This is a genomic window from Arcobacter sp. 15-2, assembly GCF_047159865.1.
In the GTDB taxonomy this organism is placed as follows: domain Bacteria; phylum Campylobacterota; class Campylobacteria; order Campylobacterales; family Arcobacteraceae; genus JAIOSF01.
Genome location: NZ_AP038804.1, coordinates 1371050 through 1389133, shown reverse-complemented (window position 1 = coordinate 1389133; position 18084 = coordinate 1371050). Strand labels below are relative to the sequence as shown.

13 protein-coding genes and 6 tRNA genes are annotated in these 18084 nt (G+C 31.7%); 1 reads left to right on the top strand and 18 read right to left on the bottom strand.

Going from position 1 to position 18084, the window contains the following annotated elements; all coding sequences use genetic code 11:
* Nucleotides 1-7: 7 nt before the first annotated feature.
* The 18 genes from rpoC to mraY form a co-directional block, all read right to left on the bottom strand.
* Nucleotides 8-4534 carry a DNA-directed RNA polymerase subunit beta' gene (gene rpoC, locus ACMCMH_RS07415; protein WP_412724151.1) on the bottom strand — a complete coding sequence of 1509 codons (4527 nt, stop codon included), beginning with the start codon at nucleotides 4532-4534 and terminating at the stop codon, nucleotides 8-10.
* On the bottom strand, nucleotides 4524-8672 hold the full coding sequence (rpoB, locus tag ACMCMH_RS07410) for a DNA-directed RNA polymerase subunit beta (RefSeq protein WP_412724149.1): 4149 nt from the start codon (nucleotides 8670-8672) through the stop codon (nucleotides 4524-4526). Before rpoB ends, rpoC begins: the two co-directional genes overlap by 11 nt.
* Nucleotides 8673-8850: 178 nt before the next feature.
* Nucleotides 8851-9222, bottom strand: a complete 372-nt coding sequence (gene rplL / locus ACMCMH_RS07405; RefSeq protein ID WP_412724147.1) for a 50S ribosomal protein L7/L12 — start codon at nucleotides 9220-9222, stop codon at nucleotides 8851-8853.
* A gap of 69 nt (nucleotides 9223-9291) precedes the next feature.
* Nucleotides 9292-9780, bottom strand: coding sequence for a 50S ribosomal protein L10 (gene rplJ / locus ACMCMH_RS07400; protein WP_412724145.1), 489 nt, complete (start codon nucleotides 9778-9780; stop codon nucleotides 9292-9294).
* Between the two features lie 107 nt (nucleotides 9781-9887).
* Nucleotides 9888-10580, bottom strand: coding sequence for a 50S ribosomal protein L1 (rplA, locus tag ACMCMH_RS07395; protein ID WP_412724143.1), 693 nt, complete (start codon nucleotides 10578-10580; stop codon nucleotides 9888-9890).
* A gap of 80 nt (nucleotides 10581-10660) precedes the next feature.
* Nucleotides 10661-11083, bottom strand: a complete 423-nt coding sequence (gene rplK, locus ACMCMH_RS07390) for a 50S ribosomal protein L11 (RefSeq protein WP_412724141.1) — start codon at nucleotides 11081-11083, stop codon at nucleotides 10661-10663.
* A gap of 117 nt (nucleotides 11084-11200) precedes the next feature.
* On the bottom strand, nucleotides 11201-11728 hold the full coding sequence (gene nusG / locus ACMCMH_RS07385) for a transcription termination/antitermination protein NusG (protein ID WP_412724139.1): 528 nt from the start codon (nucleotides 11726-11728) through the stop codon (nucleotides 11201-11203).
* Nucleotides 11729-11736: 8 nt separating this feature from the next.
* Nucleotides 11737-11919, bottom strand: coding sequence for a preprotein translocase subunit SecE (secE, locus tag ACMCMH_RS07380; RefSeq protein WP_412724137.1), 183 nt, complete (start codon nucleotides 11917-11919; stop codon nucleotides 11737-11739).
* 90 nt (nucleotides 11920-12009) lie between these two features.
* A tRNA-Trp gene (locus ACMCMH_RS07375) sits at nucleotides 12010-12085 on the bottom strand.
* Nucleotides 12086-12141: 56 nt separating this feature from the next.
* The gene (gene rpmG / locus ACMCMH_RS07370; protein WP_412724135.1) at nucleotides 12142-12306 is read right to left on the bottom strand and encodes a 50S ribosomal protein L33; all 165 of its coding nucleotides are present in this window, start codon (nucleotides 12304-12306) and stop codon (nucleotides 12142-12144) included.
* Nucleotides 12307-12311: 5 nt separating this feature from the next.
* Complete coding sequence (gene tuf / locus ACMCMH_RS07365; protein WP_412724133.1) at nucleotides 12312-13520, bottom strand: elongation factor Tu; 1209 nt, start codon at nucleotides 13518-13520, stop codon at nucleotides 12312-12314.
* A gap of 95 nt (nucleotides 13521-13615) precedes the next feature.
* Nucleotides 13616-13690, bottom strand: a tRNA-Thr gene (locus ACMCMH_RS07360).
* A 136-nt stretch (nucleotides 13691-13826) separates the two neighbouring features.
* Nucleotides 13827-13903 (bottom strand) — tRNA-Gly (locus ACMCMH_RS07355).
* A gap of 8 nt (nucleotides 13904-13911) precedes the next feature.
* Nucleotides 13912-13995: transfer RNA gene (locus ACMCMH_RS07350), tRNA-Tyr, on the bottom strand.
* A 53-nt stretch (nucleotides 13996-14048) separates the two neighbouring features.
* Nucleotides 14049-14124, bottom strand: a tRNA-Thr gene (locus tag ACMCMH_RS07345).
* Between the two features lie 17 nt (nucleotides 14125-14141).
* Nucleotides 14142-14217 (bottom strand) — tRNA-Phe (locus ACMCMH_RS07340).
* A gap of 51 nt (nucleotides 14218-14268) precedes the next feature.
* On the bottom strand, nucleotides 14269-15429 hold the full coding sequence (gene murD / locus ACMCMH_RS07335; protein ID WP_412724131.1) for a UDP-N-acetylmuramoyl-L-alanine--D-glutamate ligase: 1161 nt from the start codon (nucleotides 15427-15429) through the stop codon (nucleotides 14269-14271).
* A 17-nt stretch (nucleotides 15430-15446) separates the two neighbouring features.
* On the bottom strand, nucleotides 15447-16508 hold the full coding sequence (gene mraY, locus ACMCMH_RS07330) for a phospho-N-acetylmuramoyl-pentapeptide-transferase (protein ID WP_412724129.1): 1062 nt from the start codon (nucleotides 16506-16508) through the stop codon (nucleotides 15447-15449).
* A gap of 87 nt (nucleotides 16509-16595) precedes the next feature.
* Between mraY and gpmI the strand changes: the two genes are divergently transcribed.
* Nucleotides 16596-18080, top strand: coding sequence for a 2,3-bisphosphoglycerate-independent phosphoglycerate mutase (gene gpmI / locus ACMCMH_RS07325; RefSeq protein ID WP_412724127.1), 1485 nt, complete (start codon nucleotides 16596-16598; stop codon nucleotides 18078-18080).
* Nucleotides 18081-18084 lie beyond the last annotated feature (4 nt).

Sequence of the window (18084 nt, the reverse complement as noted above, 5' to 3'; positions counted from 1 at the left end):
TTTTTTTTTAATTGTTTACAGAAAACTTTACTGTTTTATTTCTATGAAGACCAGTTCCTACAGGAATTGTTCTACCAATAACAACATTTTCTTTAAGATCTGTTAACATATCCATTTTAGAACTAATTGCAGCTTCTGTTAAAACTTTTGTAGTTTCCTGGAATGAAGCAGATGAAATAATACTATCAGATGTAACAGCAGCTCTTGTAATACCAAGTAATACTGAATCAGCAATAGCAGGTTCTCCACCCATACCAATAATTCTTTCGTTCTCTTCAATAAATCTTCTTTTAGAAATCATATCTCCAACAACAAATTTTGTATTACCAGCATCAACAATTGTAACTTGTCTTAGCATTTGAGATAAAATAACTTCAATATGTTTATCTGCAATATTAACACCTTGACCTCGATATACAGCCTGAACTTCAGAAACAATAAACTCATTTAGTGCTTTTGCACCTAAAATTTTAAGAATATCGTGAGAAGCAATTTGACCATCTGTTAATTTCTCACCAGCATGAACAAACTCCCCTTCTCTTACTTGAATTGCTCTATCTTTATGAATTAAGAACTCATCTTTATTACCAATGTTATCTGTGATAATCAATCTTTGTTTATTTCTTAATGCTTTACCAAAACTTACAACACCATCAAAAGTTGCTAATACTGCAATATTTTTTGGTCGTCTTGCTTCAAATAGTTCAGAAACTCTTGGAAGACCTCCAGTAATATCTGATGATTTAGAAACAGCTTTTGGTGTTTTACCAATAATATCAGCAACGGCAATCTTATCACCTTCTGCTACAAATAATGATGTCTTCGGCTCAAGAACATAACTTGCTACTACTTCACCTTGGTTTTTAATTACAATAGATGGTTTATAATTTGCAGGGATATACTCATTTACAACCAGTTTAGATGTACCTGTTAATTCATCATAAGCTTCACTTACAGTAATACCTGAAATGATATCTTCAAATGCTACTTCACCCTCTTCTTGTGCAATTGTTGGGTTTGCATATGGATCCCATTCTGCAATAACAACATGTGTCTCAGTTTGTGGTTTCGCAATCAGAGTAGAGATTTCAACTTCACTATCATCATTTGCTACAATTACTGATTCTCTTGAGATATAATGTCTTGATGCTTCTCTATCTTCAGCATCAACGATAACCGCAAATACACCCTTTTGAGTAATTACATCACCAGCTTTAACATCCTTAACTCTATCTAAATAATCACCTTTTAATTTAAAGTATTTAACATTTCCAGTTGCACCAGAAGTGATTTCTTTAGTAACAGGTGCTCCATCTTCAACTTTAAGTGTAGAAGCATAAGGAATTCTTGAAGGAACATTCCAACCATCTTTAATAACTTCTACAATAGAATCAAACTCTTCTACACTATCACCATCTTTATATGGAATATATAATTTACCCTCAATTTTACCAGAAACACCAGCAAGTTCGTTTGGTTTTGCAATATCAGACTTTCTAAAGTAGTATTTTTTCTCATCATCAGCACTTAAAACAGATACAATAACCTCTTCGTGTGTAGTTTCCATTTTAAATGTACCATTATATGGTGCATTTATTTTAGGCTCTACAAGTAAAATACCAGCATTTCTTCTGTTTGCAATAATTTGTTCACCATTTTTATTTTCATAAGTTTTGATGTTGTAATATCTTACAAAACCTTCTTTAGTTGCTTTAAGCTCTTTTTCTGCTTGAGTTGCCGAAGCTGTACCACCAACATGGAATGTTCTAAGTGTAAGCTGAGTACCTGGCTCACCAATTGATTGAGCAGCAAGTACACCAACAGCTTCACCTGGATTTGCTTTTCTTTGTTCTCCAAGATTTAGACCGTAACATTTTGCACATAAAGTGTTTTTAGCTTTACAAGTTAATGGTGTTCTAATAATAACTGATTTAACACCAGCATCTGATACTATTTTAGCATCTTCCTCTGTGATAAGTGTTCCCTCTTGAAATAAAATTTCATTTGAAATTGGATCCACAATATCAGCAGCAATAACTCTTCCTGTAATTCTTTCTTCTAATGCTTCAATGAGTTCATTACCATCAACAATATCAGTAATTTCAATACCTTCATGAGTACCACAATCTTCTAAATCAATTCTAACATTTTGAGATACATCAATAAGTTTTCTTGTTAAGTACCCAGCATTCGCTGTTTTTAAAGCTGAATCGGCAAGACCTTTTCTAGCACCGTGAGTAGAAATAAAGTACTCTAAAACATTTAGACCTTCTCTAAAGTTAGAAAGAATTGGTGTTTCAATAATAGAACCATCAGGTTTCGCCATAAGACCCCTCATACCTGCTAGCTGTCTAATCTGAGCTGAACTACCTCTAGCCCCAGAATCTGCCATCATGTAAATAGAGTTAAATCCGTCTTTATCAGCTTCAACTAAATCCATCATTTCTGATCCAAGTTTATTATTAAGAACTGTCCAAATATCAATAATTTTATTGTATCTTTCTTGCTCAGTTAATAAACCTTGATTAAATTGTTTTTGAACCTCAATAACTTCTTTTTTAGAAATAGCAACCAATCCACCTTTTGAATCAGGAATTCTAATATCATCAATTGAGATTGATACACCTGCAGATGTTGCATATTTAAAACCAAGATTTTTTAAGTTATCTAAGAATTTAGGAGTAACTTTATATCCACCATGTTTATAAATATAATCAACTAAAGTACCAATATCTTTTTTCTTTAAAATTTTATTCCAATAATGAGTAGGTACAAAATCTGGCAAAATATCATGAATAATTAATCTACCTGCAGTAGTAGTAATCATTTGTCCATTGATAACTGTTCTAATTTTAGCATGAATATCAACTTTTTTAAGCTCTAAAGCCATCATAACTTCATTTAAGTTAGCATATAATTTATGCTCACCTTTTACACCATTTTTCTCTAAAGAAACATAGTAAATACCAAGAATCATATCTTGTGAAGGTACGGCAATAGCTCTACCTGATGCTGGCAAAAGAATATTCATAGAACTCATCATAAGAACTTTTGCTTCAGCAATAGCTTCTTGAGATAATGGAACATGAACAGCCATTTGATCCCCATCAAAATCGGCATTAAATGCAGAACAAACTAATGGATGTAACTGAATAGCTTTACCATCAATTAATATTGGATGGAATGCTTGAATAGAAAGTTTATGAAGCGTTGGAGCTCTGTTTAATAAAACAGGATAATCTTCAACTATTTCAGCTAAACATTCCCAAACTTCATTTGTTTCTGCTTCAATTAATCTTTTTGCAGATTTTAAAGTAGTAGAGTACCCTCTCTCTTCAAGTTTCGCCATTAAATGTGGCTTAAATAATTCTAGTGCCATTTTCTTTGGAATACCACATTGGTCCATGTTTAAGTTAGGTCCAACAACAATTACAGATCTCCCAGAGAAATCAACTCTTTTACCAAGTAAGTTTTGTCTAAATCGACCTTGTTTACCTTTGATAATTTCAGATAATGATTTAAGTGGTCTTTTATTTGCACCCTTAACTGCATTTGCAGTTTTAGCATTATCAAATAAAGCATCAACAGCTTCTTGAAGCATTCTCATCTCATTTCTAATAATGATTTCAGGAGCATCAAGTTCTGTTAATCTTTTAAGTCTGTTGTTTCTATTAATAACTCTTCTGTATAAATCATTTACATCAGAAACAGCAAATTTACCACCATCAAGTGCAACAAGAGGTCTTAAATCTGGTGGAAGTACTGGAAGTACTGTTAACATCATCCATTCTGGTCTATTTCCAGAATTAATAAAGTTTTCTACAACTTTAAGTCTTTTTACAAGAGTTTTCTTTTTTGCTTCAGATTTTGTAGCACCCATATCATCTTTTAATGAATGTAATAACTCAACTAAATCTAAACCTTTTAATAAATCAGAAACAATTTGTCCACCCATATTAGCTTCAAAACCTGTGTGTTCATAGTTTTCAGAAATATTTCTATATTGCTCTTCATTTAAGATATCAAACTTTTGAACTGCTTTAGCACTCTCACTATCATAAAAAGCTTCACCTGGATTAGAAACAATATATGCTTCGTAGTATAAAACTCTTTCTAAATCTTTTAATTTAACACCTAATAATGTACCAACTCTTGATGGAAGAGAACTTACCATCCAGATATGAGCAACAGGAGCAACTAAATCAATATGTCCCATTCTATGTCGTCTAACTTTAGATGATGTTACTTCAACACCACATTTTTCACAAACAACACCTTTGTATCTCATCTTTTTGTATTTACCACAAATACATTCATAGTCTTTTATAGGTCCAAAAATTTTAGCACAAAATAAACCATCTCTTTCAGGCTTTAATGTTCTATAATTAATAGTTTCTGTTTTCTTAACTTCACCAGATGACCATGATAAGATTTTTTCAGGACTTGCAATTTTTAATTGAAATGCTGAAAAATCTGTTGGTTTTTCTAATTCTTGTATCTCTATTGGTTTTAATACTGTTTCATTATTGCTCATCTGCATCTACCTCTTCAAAAATTTCTACATCAAGTCCAAGGGCTTGAAGTTCTTTTGTTAATACAAAGAATGTTTCTGGAACACCAGATTTAGGTACATTCTCTCCATTTGCTATTGCTTTATATGCTCTAGTTCTACCTTCAACATCATCTGATTTTGTTGTAAGCATCTCTTTTAGAACTGCTGTAGCACCATACGCTTCAAGAGCCCAAACTTCCATCTCTCCAAATCGCTGACCTCCAAATAATGCTTTACCACCAACTGGTTGCTGTGTTACTAGTGAATAAGGTCCAGTTGATCTTGCATGAACTTTTTCATCAACAAGGTGATGTAGTTTTAGCATATACATAACACCAACATTAACTCTCTCTGCCATTTTTTCACCAGTCATACCATCATGAAGTACAACTTTACCATCTTCTTCCATTTTAGCTAAAGTGAATAGTTTATCAAACTCTTCTTGTTTTGCACCATCAAATACAGGTGTTGCAAATCTTACACCTCTTGACCAATCTCTACCATAAATTAATAGCTCTTCATCCGTCATATTTGTTAATAATTCTTTTGCGTTCATTAGTTTAGAAACATCAGCAATTTCAATCATTTTGGCTCTTAGGTCTTTAAGGAAAGTCTCTTTTTTCGCCTCAAACATATCTTGGATTTGTGCTCTAAGTTTTTTACCTGCATATCCTAAATGCACTTCAAGAATCTGTCCAATGTTCATTCTTGATGGAACCCCTAATGGGTTAAGGATAATATCAACAGCTGATCCATCTTCTAAATATGGCATATCAACTTCTGGTACGATATTTGAAACAATACCTTTATTACCATGTCGTCCAGCCATTTTATCACCAACTTTGATTTTTCTCTTAGTTGCAATATAAACTTTAACTTGTTTGATAACACCATTTGGCAAAATATCATCATGCTCTAATATTTGTAATTTTTCTTCATGGTTTTCTCTTAATATTGCTTTTTCTTTAATGAAATATTCTTTTACATCATTATAAGCTTTTGCAACATCTTTTCCATATGAAGAGATAACTTTTTTCATAGCAAATCTATTAACATTTTCTAAATCAGAAATTGTCAATTTTTCACCTTTTTTGAAAATTTTATCTCCAATTTCAACATCTTTTTCTAATTCAGATTTAGAGATTATATCGTTAACTTTAAGATTTTCTTCTCTATCAAGCATCATAAGTTTATCGTGATGTTCAACATCTAAAGATGATTTTTCAGCTTCAATAGTTGCAACTGCTCTTTCATCTTTTTCATATCCTTTTTTAGTGAATACTTTAACATCAACAACAACACCCTCAATAGATGCAGAACAGTATAATGATTTATTGATAACATGACCAGCTTTTTCACCAAAAATCGCTCTTAATAATCTTTCTTCAGGTGTTGGTTTAATCTCACCTTTTGGAGTAACTTTACCTACCATAATCATACCTGGCTTTAAGTATGTACCAATTTTAACGATACCACTTTCATCAAGATGATCAATATTTTCAGACTTAATACCTGGTAAATCTTTAGTGATCTCTTCATTACCATGTTTTAATTCTCTTGCTTCAACCTCTTTTTCATAAATATGTACAGATGTAAACGCATCATCTTTAATCAATTTTTGAGAAAGAACAATAGCATCCTCATAGTTGTATCCATTCCAAGGCATAAATGCAACCGTAGCATTAACACCAATAGCTAACTCACCATTATCCATAGATGGACCATCAGCTATAACTTGACCTTTTTCAATAACCTGTCCCATATGAACACTTGCTCTTTGTCCAAATGTAGTATTGTTATTTGTTCTTTGATTTTTACTTAATAAATAATGATCAATAAATGCACCATTTTCATCTTCACCTTTAATGAAAATATTTTTTGCATCTGCTTTTTCAACTATTCCGCTTCTTTTAGCTTTAATACTTGCCCAAGAATCTCTTGCAACAGTTTTTTCTAGACCTGTACCAACAAAAGGAGCATTTGGTTTTAATAATGGAACCGCTTGTCTCATCATGTTTGATCCCATTAAGGCTCTGTTGGCATCATCATGCTCTAAGAATGGAATTAAAGATGCAGCTACACCCATAACCATAGCAGATGAAATATCAATAAGTTCAACTTTAGCAGACTCAATAAGCATAATTTCACCATCTAGTCTAGCCTCTGTAAGAATCTCAGAAATTTTACCATCTTTAGTTAACTTTGTAGAACCAGGAGCAATAACTTTACCCTCTTCTTGAGTTGCAGTATAATATTCAATCTCATCTGTAACAACACCATCGATAACTTTTTTGTATGGAGTTTCAATAAATCCTAAATCATTTACTTTAGAGAAAGTAGATAATGTATTAATAAGACCAATATTTTGTCCCTCTGGAGTTTCAACTGGACAAATTCTACCATAATGTGTTGGGTGAACATCTCTTACTTCAAATCCAGCTCTCTCTTTAACAAGACCACCTTCCCCAAGTGCAGAAAGTCTTCTTTTATGAGTAACTTCTGATAATGGATTTGTTTGATCCATAAATTGAGAAAGTTGACCAGAAGTAAAAAACTCTGTAATTGTAGATGTAATCATTTTTGAGTTGATTAAATCATGAGGCATTAGATCTTCTAATGTACCACTTAGTGTAGTCATTTTATCTCTAATAGCTTTTTGCATTTTAATTAAACCAGCGTGTAACTCATTTGACAATAACTCACCAATTGATCTAATTCTTCTGTTACCTAAGTGATCTCTATCATCAACATGACCGTGACCAGCTTTAACTTTAATAAGATATTTAACTGTTTTAATAATATCTTCGTGCGTTAATACAGTTACATATTCAGGAACATTTACATCTAACTTGTGGTTCATTTTCATTCTACCAACTTTAGTTAAATCATATCTTTCTGGATCAAAGAATAATTTTTTGATAAAGTCTCGAGCAGCTTCTTTTGTTACAGGCTCACCTGGTCTCATTACTTTATAGATTCTAATAGCACATAAATCATTTTCATCATCAATTTGCTCAGTTTGTTTTAATAATTTGATAGATTCAGCATCTGCTTTAAATGCATTGATAATAGAATCATCAATACCTTCAGCTAAATCATTTGCAATATCAAAAGATTCAAAACCTAAGTCTAATAGTTTTTTTAATTTTAAGTCATCTAAGTTTGTTAGAGCATCGAATAATACTTCTCCAGATTCTGGATCAAAAATAGTAGATGATGTATGTCTTTCCATTAATAATTCTACTGGATATTCAACAAATTTTAATCCACCTTCAGCAAGTGCATTAGCTTTTCTTGTAGTAAGTCTTTTTCCAGCGGCAATAATTAAATTACCTTTATCATCAATTAAATCATATTCAACTTTACCAGTAAAGTCTTCAGCTCTGAACTCTGTTAAAAATTTATTATTTTTAACTTGAATATTAACAATAGGGTAAAATAATTTGATAATCTCTTCTTTAGAGTAATCTAAAGCTCTTAACATAATAGTAACAGGTACTTTTCTTCTTTTGTTAATTCTTACATATAAAATATCTTTAGCATCATATTCGAAATATAACCAAGAACCTCTATCTGGAATAATTTGACCAGTATAGATAAGTTTATTTGCAACTGTTGTTGCTTCATCTTCTTTGAAAATAACACCTGGAGATCTGTGAAGTTGGTTTACGACAACTCTTTCAACACCATTCACAACAAATGAAATTCTATCTGTCATTAAAGGAATTTCACGGATATATAAAGATTGTTCTTTAATATCTTTTACACCAATCTTTTCACCAGTTTTTTCATCTAAATCCCAAAGAGTTAATCTAATATTAATTCTTAAAGGGATAGAAAAAGTTAATCCTCTAACCATAGATTCTGAAACTGTATATTTTGGTTTCCCAACTTCACTATTAATATATTCTAATGTGAATCTATTTTGTGAATCATGAATTGGGAAAGATGATTTAAATACTTTTTCAATTCCTGCTGCTGTACGATCTTCTTTTCCTACCATAAGGAAATTATCGTAACTACTTTCTTGTAACTGAAGCAAATTTGGGATATCTATTTTTTGTGGATTTTTCCCAAAATCAACTCTTAATCTATTCCCAGAGTGTAATGAATTTAACATATGAGCCTTTCTTGTAATATTCTTGTTTAGTTTAAAATAAAACTATCGAATCAACATTCTAACCTATACCTGAGCAAATACCAGACATAGATTAAAATGCAAATTCACTTTAAATGACTAATGCTCTGTAGTAATACAGAGCATTAATTGCATTTGTGAGTGTTGTATAAAGAGTTAATTATTTAACTTCTACAGTTGCTCCAGCAGCTTCTAATTCTGTTTTAGCAGCTTCTGCATCTTCTTTAGAGATACCAGCTTTAACAACAGCTCCAGCTTCTTCAGCCATTGCTTTTGCTTCTTTTAATCCTAAACCAGTAAGTGCTCTTACTGCTTTAATTACATTAATTTTTTTAGCACCAGCATCTTTTAAGATAACATCAAATTCTGTTTTCTCATCAGCAGCTTCAGCAGCACCACCAGCAGCACCAGCTACTGCAACAGGTGTAGCAGATACACCAAATTTTTCTTCAAATTCTTTAACTAATTCAGAAAGCTCTAATACGCTTAAACCTGAAATATATTCTAATACATCTTCTTTAGAGATTGCCATTTTATTTCCTTTTATGTATATTCATAAATAATTATTTAAAGTAGCTAAGCTACCATCATAGAAGTGCTATTAAGCTGCTTCCTCTTCTTTTTTAATTCTAAGTGCGTCAAGACCAACTGTAAAGTTTCTAACTGGTCCCATCCATACAGATGCAAGCATTCCAAGTAATTCTTCTCTACCTGGTAATTTAGCGAATTGATTAACAGTAGCAGCATCGCTAGCTTTACCTTCAATAACACCAGATTTGATACTGAATGTATCTTTATTTGCAGTAGCAAATTTATCAGCTACTTTACAAGCAGAGATTTGATCTTCAGACCAGATAAAAATATTTGTACCTGAAAGCTCTAAAGCTTCATGTCCAGCATTATTAATTGCAATTGACACTAAAGAGTTTTTAGCAACTTGAACTTTTGCACCAATTTCAGCAGCAGCAACTCTTAAAGTTTCTAAATCTTTATGAGAAGTACCTCTATAATCTGCAACAACAATAGCTTGTGCATCTTTAAATTGAACTGATAATGATTCAACAATTTCATTTTTTTGTATTTTAGTCATATATTCCTCCTTTCAAAAACAATAGAACTTCGGCAGGTTTTACTAGATTAAAAATCTAACCGGCTGTCTTTAGTTTTTAAGATAAAGCTTCTCTCTCGAGAAACTTTTTATTTAATATCCATAAGTTCTAAACTATCAACGATTACAGATGGACTCATTGTTAAAGAGATAGCAGCTTTAGTAACATATTTTCCTTTAGCTGAAGCTGGTTTAGCTTTATTTACAGTTGCCATAATAGTTGTAATATTTTCAACTAATGCTTCTGTTGTAAATGAAACTTTACCAACACCTGCATGAATATTACCTTTTTTATCAACTCTATATGTTACTTTTCCACCTTTAGAATCTGTAACTGCTTTAGTTACATCCATAGTTACTGTTCCTGTCTTAGGGTTTGGCATTAACCCTTTTGGTCCAAGTATTCTACCAATTTTACCAACTAATCCCATTGTATCTGGTGTAGCAATAAGTACATCAAAATCAATGTTACCAGCTTGGATCGATTCAACTAAATCATCATTACCAACAATATCAGCACCTGCTGCTTTTGCTTCATCCATTTTAACACCCTTAGCAAAAACTGCAACTCTAACAGTTTTACCAGTACCATTTGGAAGTACAACAGCACCTCTAATCATTTGATCTGCATGTCTTGGATCAACATTTAAATTTAATGCAATGTCAACAGTTTCATCAAATTTAGCTGATTTTAATTCTTTTACTAATGCAACTGCATCTGCTAATGCATATGCTTTTGTGCTATCTACTTTTTCTAATAAAGATTTATATCTTTTACTCATAATTATTTCTCCGCAATTTTATTTATGCTACCACTTTTTAAGCCTCGTGGTATTTTGGCTACTTAAAGTTTTAAAGTAGATTATTCTACTTCAATTCCTATACTTCTACAAGAACCTTCAACAATTTTAGCTGCTTGTTCAACATCATTAGTATTTAAGTCTGCAATTTTTTTATTAACAATTTCCATAATTTGTTCTTTAGAAAGTTTTGCTACTTTATTTTTTAAAGGATTATCTGAACCTTTTTTAATACCTGCTGTTTTCATAACTAATTCACTCATTGGTGGTTGCTTTGTTACAAATGTAAAACTTTTGTCAGCAAATACTGTAATTTCAACAGGGATTTTAAATCCTGCATTTTGTTTTGTTTTTTCATTGAATGCCTTACAGAATTCCATGATATTAATACCTCTTTGACCTAATGCAGGTCCAACTGGTGGTGAAGGGTTAGCTGCACCAGCAGGTATTTGAAGTTTTAATATTCCAGTTACTTTTTTTGCCATTTTTTTTCCTTTTTTATTATTAAATATGATTTTTCGTATTTAATCTATTAACATATTATGCTAAGTGTTAAAACGAATCTTATTTCATCTTAATACTTAGCACTTTAACATTAGAGACTATTCTACTCGTTCAACGCTAGTGTAAGATATTTCTACAGGTGTATTTCTTCCAAAAATCAAAACATTTAATTTTAATAATCCAGAATTTAAATCAAACGATTCTACAATACCATTAAAGTTTGCAAATGAACCATCTGTAATTCTTAACATCTCTCCAACATCAAATGAAATTTTTGGTTTTGCTGCTGCTCTATTATTTACTTTTTCTAAAATTTGGTTAATATCTTTATCTGAAAGAGGAGAAGGTTTTTTTGATTCACCAATAAATCTACCAACTTTTGGCATAGATTGAATAGCGTGCCATAATGCTGTATCTAAATCAATTCTAGCAAAAACATATGCTGAATATAATGGTTTTTCAACAATAACTTTTTTACCTTTTTTTATTTCAATTAAATCTTCCGTTGGAACTAAAACTTGTTCTATTCTTCCATCTTGTAAATCTTTAGATAATTGCTCAAGAGCATTTTTTATTGTTAATTCACTTCCTGAGTGTGTTTGTATTGCATACCAATTATGTGCCATTTTTTTTCCTAGTTCATTACAGAAGATAAACTTACTGACATGATTGCGTCAATAAGTGCTAAAAATAGTGAGATTACTGTCACTACAACAAAAACAGAGATAAAAGCGCTTCTTACTTGTTCTTTTATAGGAAAAATAACTTTGCCTAACTCATCTTTTGCTTTTTTATAATATGATAAATATTTATTCAAGACGATACCTTATTTTATGTTTTTTTGATTTGAAGTATCAAGAGCTAAAAATTAAGTAATAATTCTTAACACTTAGTACTAATTAATTTATGGCAGGCCAAGAGGGACTCGAACCCCCAGCACCCGGATTTGGAATCCGGTGCTCTACCATTGGAGCTATTGGCCTATTTTAAGAGTAACCACAAACCTAGATTAACTAGGTCGCGATTATACCATAAGAAATTAAGATTTAAGCTTAATTTCTTTATGTGTAGTGTGTTTTTTTAGTCTTGGACTATATTTTTTTACTTCGAATTTTTCGCTATGAGTTTTTGGATTTTTCATAGTTGTGTAGTTAATGTCTCCACTCTCTTCACATTTTAACCCAATTTTAATTCTATCACCCATAATTATTACTCAATTATCTCAGCAACAACACCAGCACCAACAGTTCTACCACCTTCTCTAATAGCAAACTTAGTACCTTTTTCAAGTGCAACAGGAGATACAAGAGTAATTGTCATTTCAACATTATCACCAGGCATAACCATTTCAACACCTTCAGCTAATTCACAAGAACCAGTAACATCTGTAGTTCTTACATAAAACTGTGGTCTGTATCCGCTAAAGAATGGAGTATGTCTACCACCTTCTTCTTTTGAAAGAACATAAGCTTCACATCTGAATTTTGTGTGTGGTGTAATTGAACCAGGAACAACAAGTACTTGTCCTCTTTCAACATCTTCTTTTTTGATACCTCTTAGTAAAAGACCAGCATTATCACCAGCTTCAGCGAATTCCATCTCTTTTCTGAACATTTCAATACCAGTTACTGTAGTTTTAACTGTTTCTTTTAATCCAACAATTTCAACTTCTTCACCTAATCTAATTGTACCTTGAGAGATAGCACCAGTAACAACTGTACCTCTACCAGCAATTGAGAATACATCTTCAACAGGCATTAAGAATGATTTGTCAGTTTCTCTTGTTGGTGTTGGAATATAAGAATCAACAGCATCCATTAATTCCATGATTTTTTCAGACCATACTGAGAATTTACCAGCTTTAGCTTCTTCTAGTGCTTGGAATGCAGAACCTGCAATAATTGGAGTATCATCACCTGGGAATTCATACTCAGAAAGAAGTTCTCTAATTTCCATTTCAACTAGTTCTAACATCTCTTCTTTATCTTCTTCATCTAGTTGATCTTCTTTGTTCATGAAAACAACGATGTATGGTACACCAACTTGTTTAGATAATAAAATATGTTCTCTTGTTTGAGCCATAGGACCATCTGTAGAAGCAATAACTAAGATAGCACCATCCATTTGAGCAGCACCTGTAATCATGTTTTTAACATAATCGGCGTGACCTGGACAATCAACATGCGCATAGTGTCTTGTGTCTGTTTCATATTCAATATGAGAAGTAGCAATAGTAATTCCTCTTTCTCTTTCTTCTGGTGCATTATCAATTGCATCATAATCCATCATTTCTCCACCAAGCTTAGCTGTTAAAACTGCTGAGATTGCTGCTGTTAATGTAGTTTTACCGTGGTCAACATGTCCAATTGTTCCAATATTTACGTGCGGTTTACTTCGTTCGAATTTTTCTTTTGCCATAATTTTTCCTTAAAGTTTTTGTTACTCTCTGAGTAGATAAGCCTTTAGCTAATCTATTCAAAGAGATAATTTTTCTTGTTTTACCCATTTGCAAGTGGAGCCTACGATAAGACTTGAACTTACGACCTCTTACTTACCAAGCAAGTGCTCTACCCCTGAGCTACGTGGGCGAATTATATTATATTTAACCTGAATTAAAAATAAAATTGTAATGTTTACATTGGATATTAATAAATAAAATTTATTGTGTATTTTTGAGTTAATGGAATGTCCGATATAACTCAGCTTCCAGTGTAATGTTTCTAATGGAGCGGGAGACGAGACTCGAACTCGCGACAATCTGCTTGGAAGGCAGAGGCTCTAGCCAACTGAGCTACTCCCGCAATTTAAATGGTGGTGAGAGAAGGATTTGAACCTTCGAAGCCTAGGCGGCGGATTTACAATCCGCAGGATTTGACCACTCTCCAATCTCACCAATATAAACTGGTTTGTGTTAATCTTAATTAAAAAAAACACTTAACAATAAAATGGAGCTTCAGATAGGACTTGAACCTACGACCTGCTGATTACAAATCAGCTGCTCTACCAGCTGAGCTACTGAAGCATTAAAAAACAAATAAGTGGTGGCGCGAGACAGAATCGAACTGTCGACACATAGATTTTCAGTCTATTGCTCTACCGACTGAGCTATCGAGCCGCTTGTTTGTTTTTGTGACGGAATTATATACACCTAATACTTAATTTATCCTTAATATCTTAAAGAGTTTACAAATTCTTTAAATTTTTCACCTCTTTGCTTATATGAGCTAAATTGATCGAGTGATGCAGCAGCTGGAGATAACAAAACAACAGCTTCAGGACAGCTATTTAACTTCATTGATATTTCCTTTACAGCTACATTAAGATATTGACATCTATTTGCTTTTAAATTATAAGTATTTGCTAATAACATTAACTTATCACAATTTTTACCAATGGCAAATAATTCAACTTCGTAATTTTGTAAAGTTCTGAATAGATGATTTAAATCAACCCCTTTATCATCTCCACCTAATATGAGATAAATTAGTTTTTCTTTATATGTATGTAGGGCATGAAGAGTTGCATCGACATTGGTAGCTTTACTATCATCAATCCAAATATGATTTTTATTATCCCTAAACTCTTCTAATTTGTGAGGGTCTTGAACAAAACTATTTATTTTTTTATAATCAATTTCATTTGTTACAATTTTTGTTACACATAAAGCTAAAATTGCATCTAATAAAAAAGGTTCTTTGAAATTAATCTCTTTACTATTAACCTCAAATTTCTTTTCTAAATCTTCTGTACTTGTATAATATATCGTTTTTGCTTTTGTTTTATAACCTTTACAACTAGAGGGAAGAATAGCTATATCTTCATCTGTCATTACACTTAAGGGTTTAAGTTTTGCACTTTTATATTCTTCAAATGAACCATGCCATGATAAATGGTCTTCACTAATAGGAAGAAGTATATAAATATTTGGTTTAGCTTTTTTTGTATAGTGAAGAGTAAAAGAAGAAGTTTCTAAAATCCATATCTTTTTATTTGTATCCATTTTTGCAATTGGCACCCCTATATTACCACCACACTGGCTTTGTCTATTTTCAAGTAAATGTTGCAACATTTGAGTTGTTGTTGTTTTTCCATTTGTCCCACTTATCCAAATTGAAAAAGGGATCTGTTCATAAAAAAGATCATAATCACTAATAATATTTTTACTATTTGTAACTAATTGATTGTATGGAGGAATTCCTGGACTAACGACTGTAATCTCATCTGAATTTATTTCATAACTATTTATATCTTTATCATCATATAAAATTGCATCTGGATATACTTCTTTTACTGCTAGGGCTGTTTTCCCTTTTCCTAATATTCTCATTTTATATCCAAGTTATGTTATCTTATTTTTAAGCTAGCAAGAGCAATTAAATTGGTCATAAATGCAATTATCCAAAACCGCACAATAATCTTATTTTCTAGCCAACCTATTTGCTCAAAATGATGATGAAGTGGCGCCATTAAAAAAACTCTTTTTTTTCTATATTTAAAACTGCCTACTTGTAGTATTACAGAAACCGCTTCTAAAACAAAAATAAAACCAATAGCCAATAATAATATTTCACTTTTAGCAACAAGTGCCATATAACCCATGAGTCCACCTATAGTTAAACTTCCACTATCTCCCATAAATATTTCTGCAGGATGGGAGTTATACCACAAAAATCCAATTAATGCACCCATAAAAGAAGCTCCCACTATAGCTAATTCACCAACCATTTTAATATTTGGTAGAAGTAAATACTCACTTAATATTGCATGACCTGTAATATACACAATCAGTGAAAGTGTGAAAAAAGCTATAACGGAAGGCACTGTAGCTAAACCATCTAAACCATCAGTAAGGTTTACCGCATTTGTACTTGCGATCATCACAAGTGTCCAGAAGATAATTGAATATAGTCCCATATCAAATATAGGAAACTTTTGAAACGGTATATACAATGTAGTAGGATGTTGAGCATAAAACAAAACTGCAATTACAATGAATGAAGCAATTACTTGTAATATAATTTTCATGCGAGGGGTCAAACCATCTTCATTATTATTATTTGTAATTTTTGCTAAATCATCTTTTATACCTATCAAACAAAAAAGTATAATAGTAGCAAGGGCTCCCACTACATATATATTGTTTAGTTTAGCCGTTAGTATAGTAGCAATAACTGTTGTAAATACAAAAACTAAACCACCCATTGTAGGAGTGCCTATTTTCGCTTGGTGAGAGTCTGGTGCTAAATCATATATAGGTTGATTTGCTTTTTTTGCTTTTGCCCATTTTATAAATTTTGGCATAAGAACTAATGTAAAGAAAAAGGCAATTAAAAAACCTAATCCTGCTCGGACAGTAATATACTGAAAGATATTTATATCAAGATGTCGATAAAACCAATAAAACAATGTTTAACCTTTTTGAAGTAGAGATGTGTTAATATATTAAATAAAAATCGATTTTATCTAAATTAGCCAAAAAAGGTAATAAATTATATGTCAAGAACAAAAAAAGCTTTATTAATAATCACTGATGGTATTGGACACAATAGTTCATGCAAATTTAATGCATTTTGTAATGCAACAAAACCAACTTATGATAATCTGTTTGAAAATGTACCGTATTCTCTAGTTAAAACATATGGGGAACATGTTGGACTACCAAATGGACAAATGGGTAATAGTGAAGTTGGACATATGAGTATAGGTTCAGGAAGAGTTCTTTATCAAGATTTAGTAAAAGTAAATATAGCAATAAAAGAAAATACACTTAAAGATAATAGTGTATTTAAAGATATACTAGAAACATCAAACAACATACATATTATAGGACTATTAAGTGATGGTGGAGTTCACTCTCATATAAATCATATTATAGCACTCGCACAAATTGCTGAGAAAAAAAATAAAAAAGTATTTTTGCACCTTATTACAGATGGAAGAGATGTTGCACCAGATAGTGCAAGTACTTATTTAAAACAAATAGAAGATATTTGTTCTAAAAATATCCAAATAGCTACTTTAAGTGGACGATATTATTCAATGGATAGAGATAATAATTGGGATAGAATACAAAAAGCTTATGAACAAATTGTAAATGGAGCAACGCATACAAATTATACTACTAAAAAATATATAAACGAGCAATATTCTAAAGATATTTTTGATGAGTTTATTGAACCTATTAGCTTCAATGATTATAAAGGGATACAATCAAATGACGGTGTAATATTTGCAAACTTTAGAAGTGATAGAGCACGAGAACTTAGCACAGCTTTAGCAGATAAAAAGTTCAGTGCATTTTCCACAAAAAGTGAACTAACAATCAATATTGCAACTATGACTCAGTATGATAAAAATTTACCACTACCTGTTATGTTTCCTAAAGACACTCCATCAAACACACTAAGTGAAGTTATCTCAAAGAACAATTTAAAGCAACTCCATACAGCTGAAACAGAAAAATATGCGCATGTTACATTTTTCTTTAATGGAGGCAAAGAGGAACCATTTGAAAATGAAACAAGAGTCTTAATCCCTTCTCCCAAAGTATCGACTTATGATATAAAACCAGAGATGTCAGCACCTGAAGTTTCTCTTGCTGTTCAAAATGGTATTGAAGATGATATAGATTTTATCGTTGTAAATTTTGCAAATGGTGATATGGTAGGACATACAGGGGTTTATGAAGCAGGTATTAAAGCTGTAGAGGCTGTTGATTTAGAACTTGGAAAGATTATAGAAAAAGCTAAATTACATGATTATAATATAGTGATTACAAGCGATCATGGAAACTGTGAAATGATGAAAAATGAAGATGGTAAAACTCTTACTAATCATACTGTAGGAGATGTTTACTGTTTTGTAATTTCTGATGGTATTACCAAGGTAAAAGAGGGTTCTTTAAATAATATTGCACCAACTATTTTAAAACTTATGAATATCACTATCCCAGATGAGATGGATGAAGCACTTATTTAGTAAA

Excerpts from the sequence above, each read along its gene's own strand:
- rplA (WP_412724143.1), bottom strand. The coding sequence starts at position 10,580 with ATGAGTAAAAGATATAAATCTTTATTAGAAAAAGTAGATAGCACAAAA.
- murD (WP_412724131.1), bottom strand. The coding sequence starts at position 15,429 with ATGAGAATATTAGGAAAAGGGAAAACAGCCCTAGCAGTAAAAGAAGTA.
- rpoB (WP_412724149.1), bottom strand. The coding sequence starts at position 8,672 with ATGTTAAATTCATTACACTCTGGGAATAGATTAAGAGTTGATTTTGGG.
- rplJ (WP_412724145.1), bottom strand. The coding sequence starts at position 9,780 with ATGACTAAAATACAAAAAAATGAAATTGTTGAATCATTATCAGTTCAA.
- gpmI (WP_412724127.1), top strand. The coding sequence starts at position 16,596 with ATGTCAAGAACAAAAAAAGCTTTATTAATAATCACTGATGGTATTGGA.
- rplK (WP_412724141.1), bottom strand. The coding sequence starts at position 11,083 with ATGGCAAAAAAAGTAACTGGAATATTAAAACTTCAAATACCTGCTGGT.
- rpoC (WP_412724151.1), bottom strand. The coding sequence starts at position 4,534 with ATGAGCAATAATGAAACAGTATTAAAACCAATAGAGATACAAGAATTA.
- rpmG (WP_412724135.1), bottom strand. The coding sequence starts at position 12,306 with ATGGGTGATAGAATTAAAATTGGGTTAAAATGTGAAGAGAGTGGAGAC.
- rplL (WP_412724147.1), bottom strand. The coding sequence starts at position 9,222 with ATGGCAATCTCTAAAGAAGATGTATTAGAATATATTTCAGGTTTAAGC.
- nusG (WP_412724139.1), bottom strand. The coding sequence starts at position 11,728 with ATGGCACATAATTGGTATGCAATACAAACACACTCAGGAAGTGAATTA.
- tuf (WP_412724133.1), bottom strand. The coding sequence starts at position 13,520 with ATGGCAAAAGAAAAATTCGAACGAAGTAAACCGCACGTAAATATTGGA.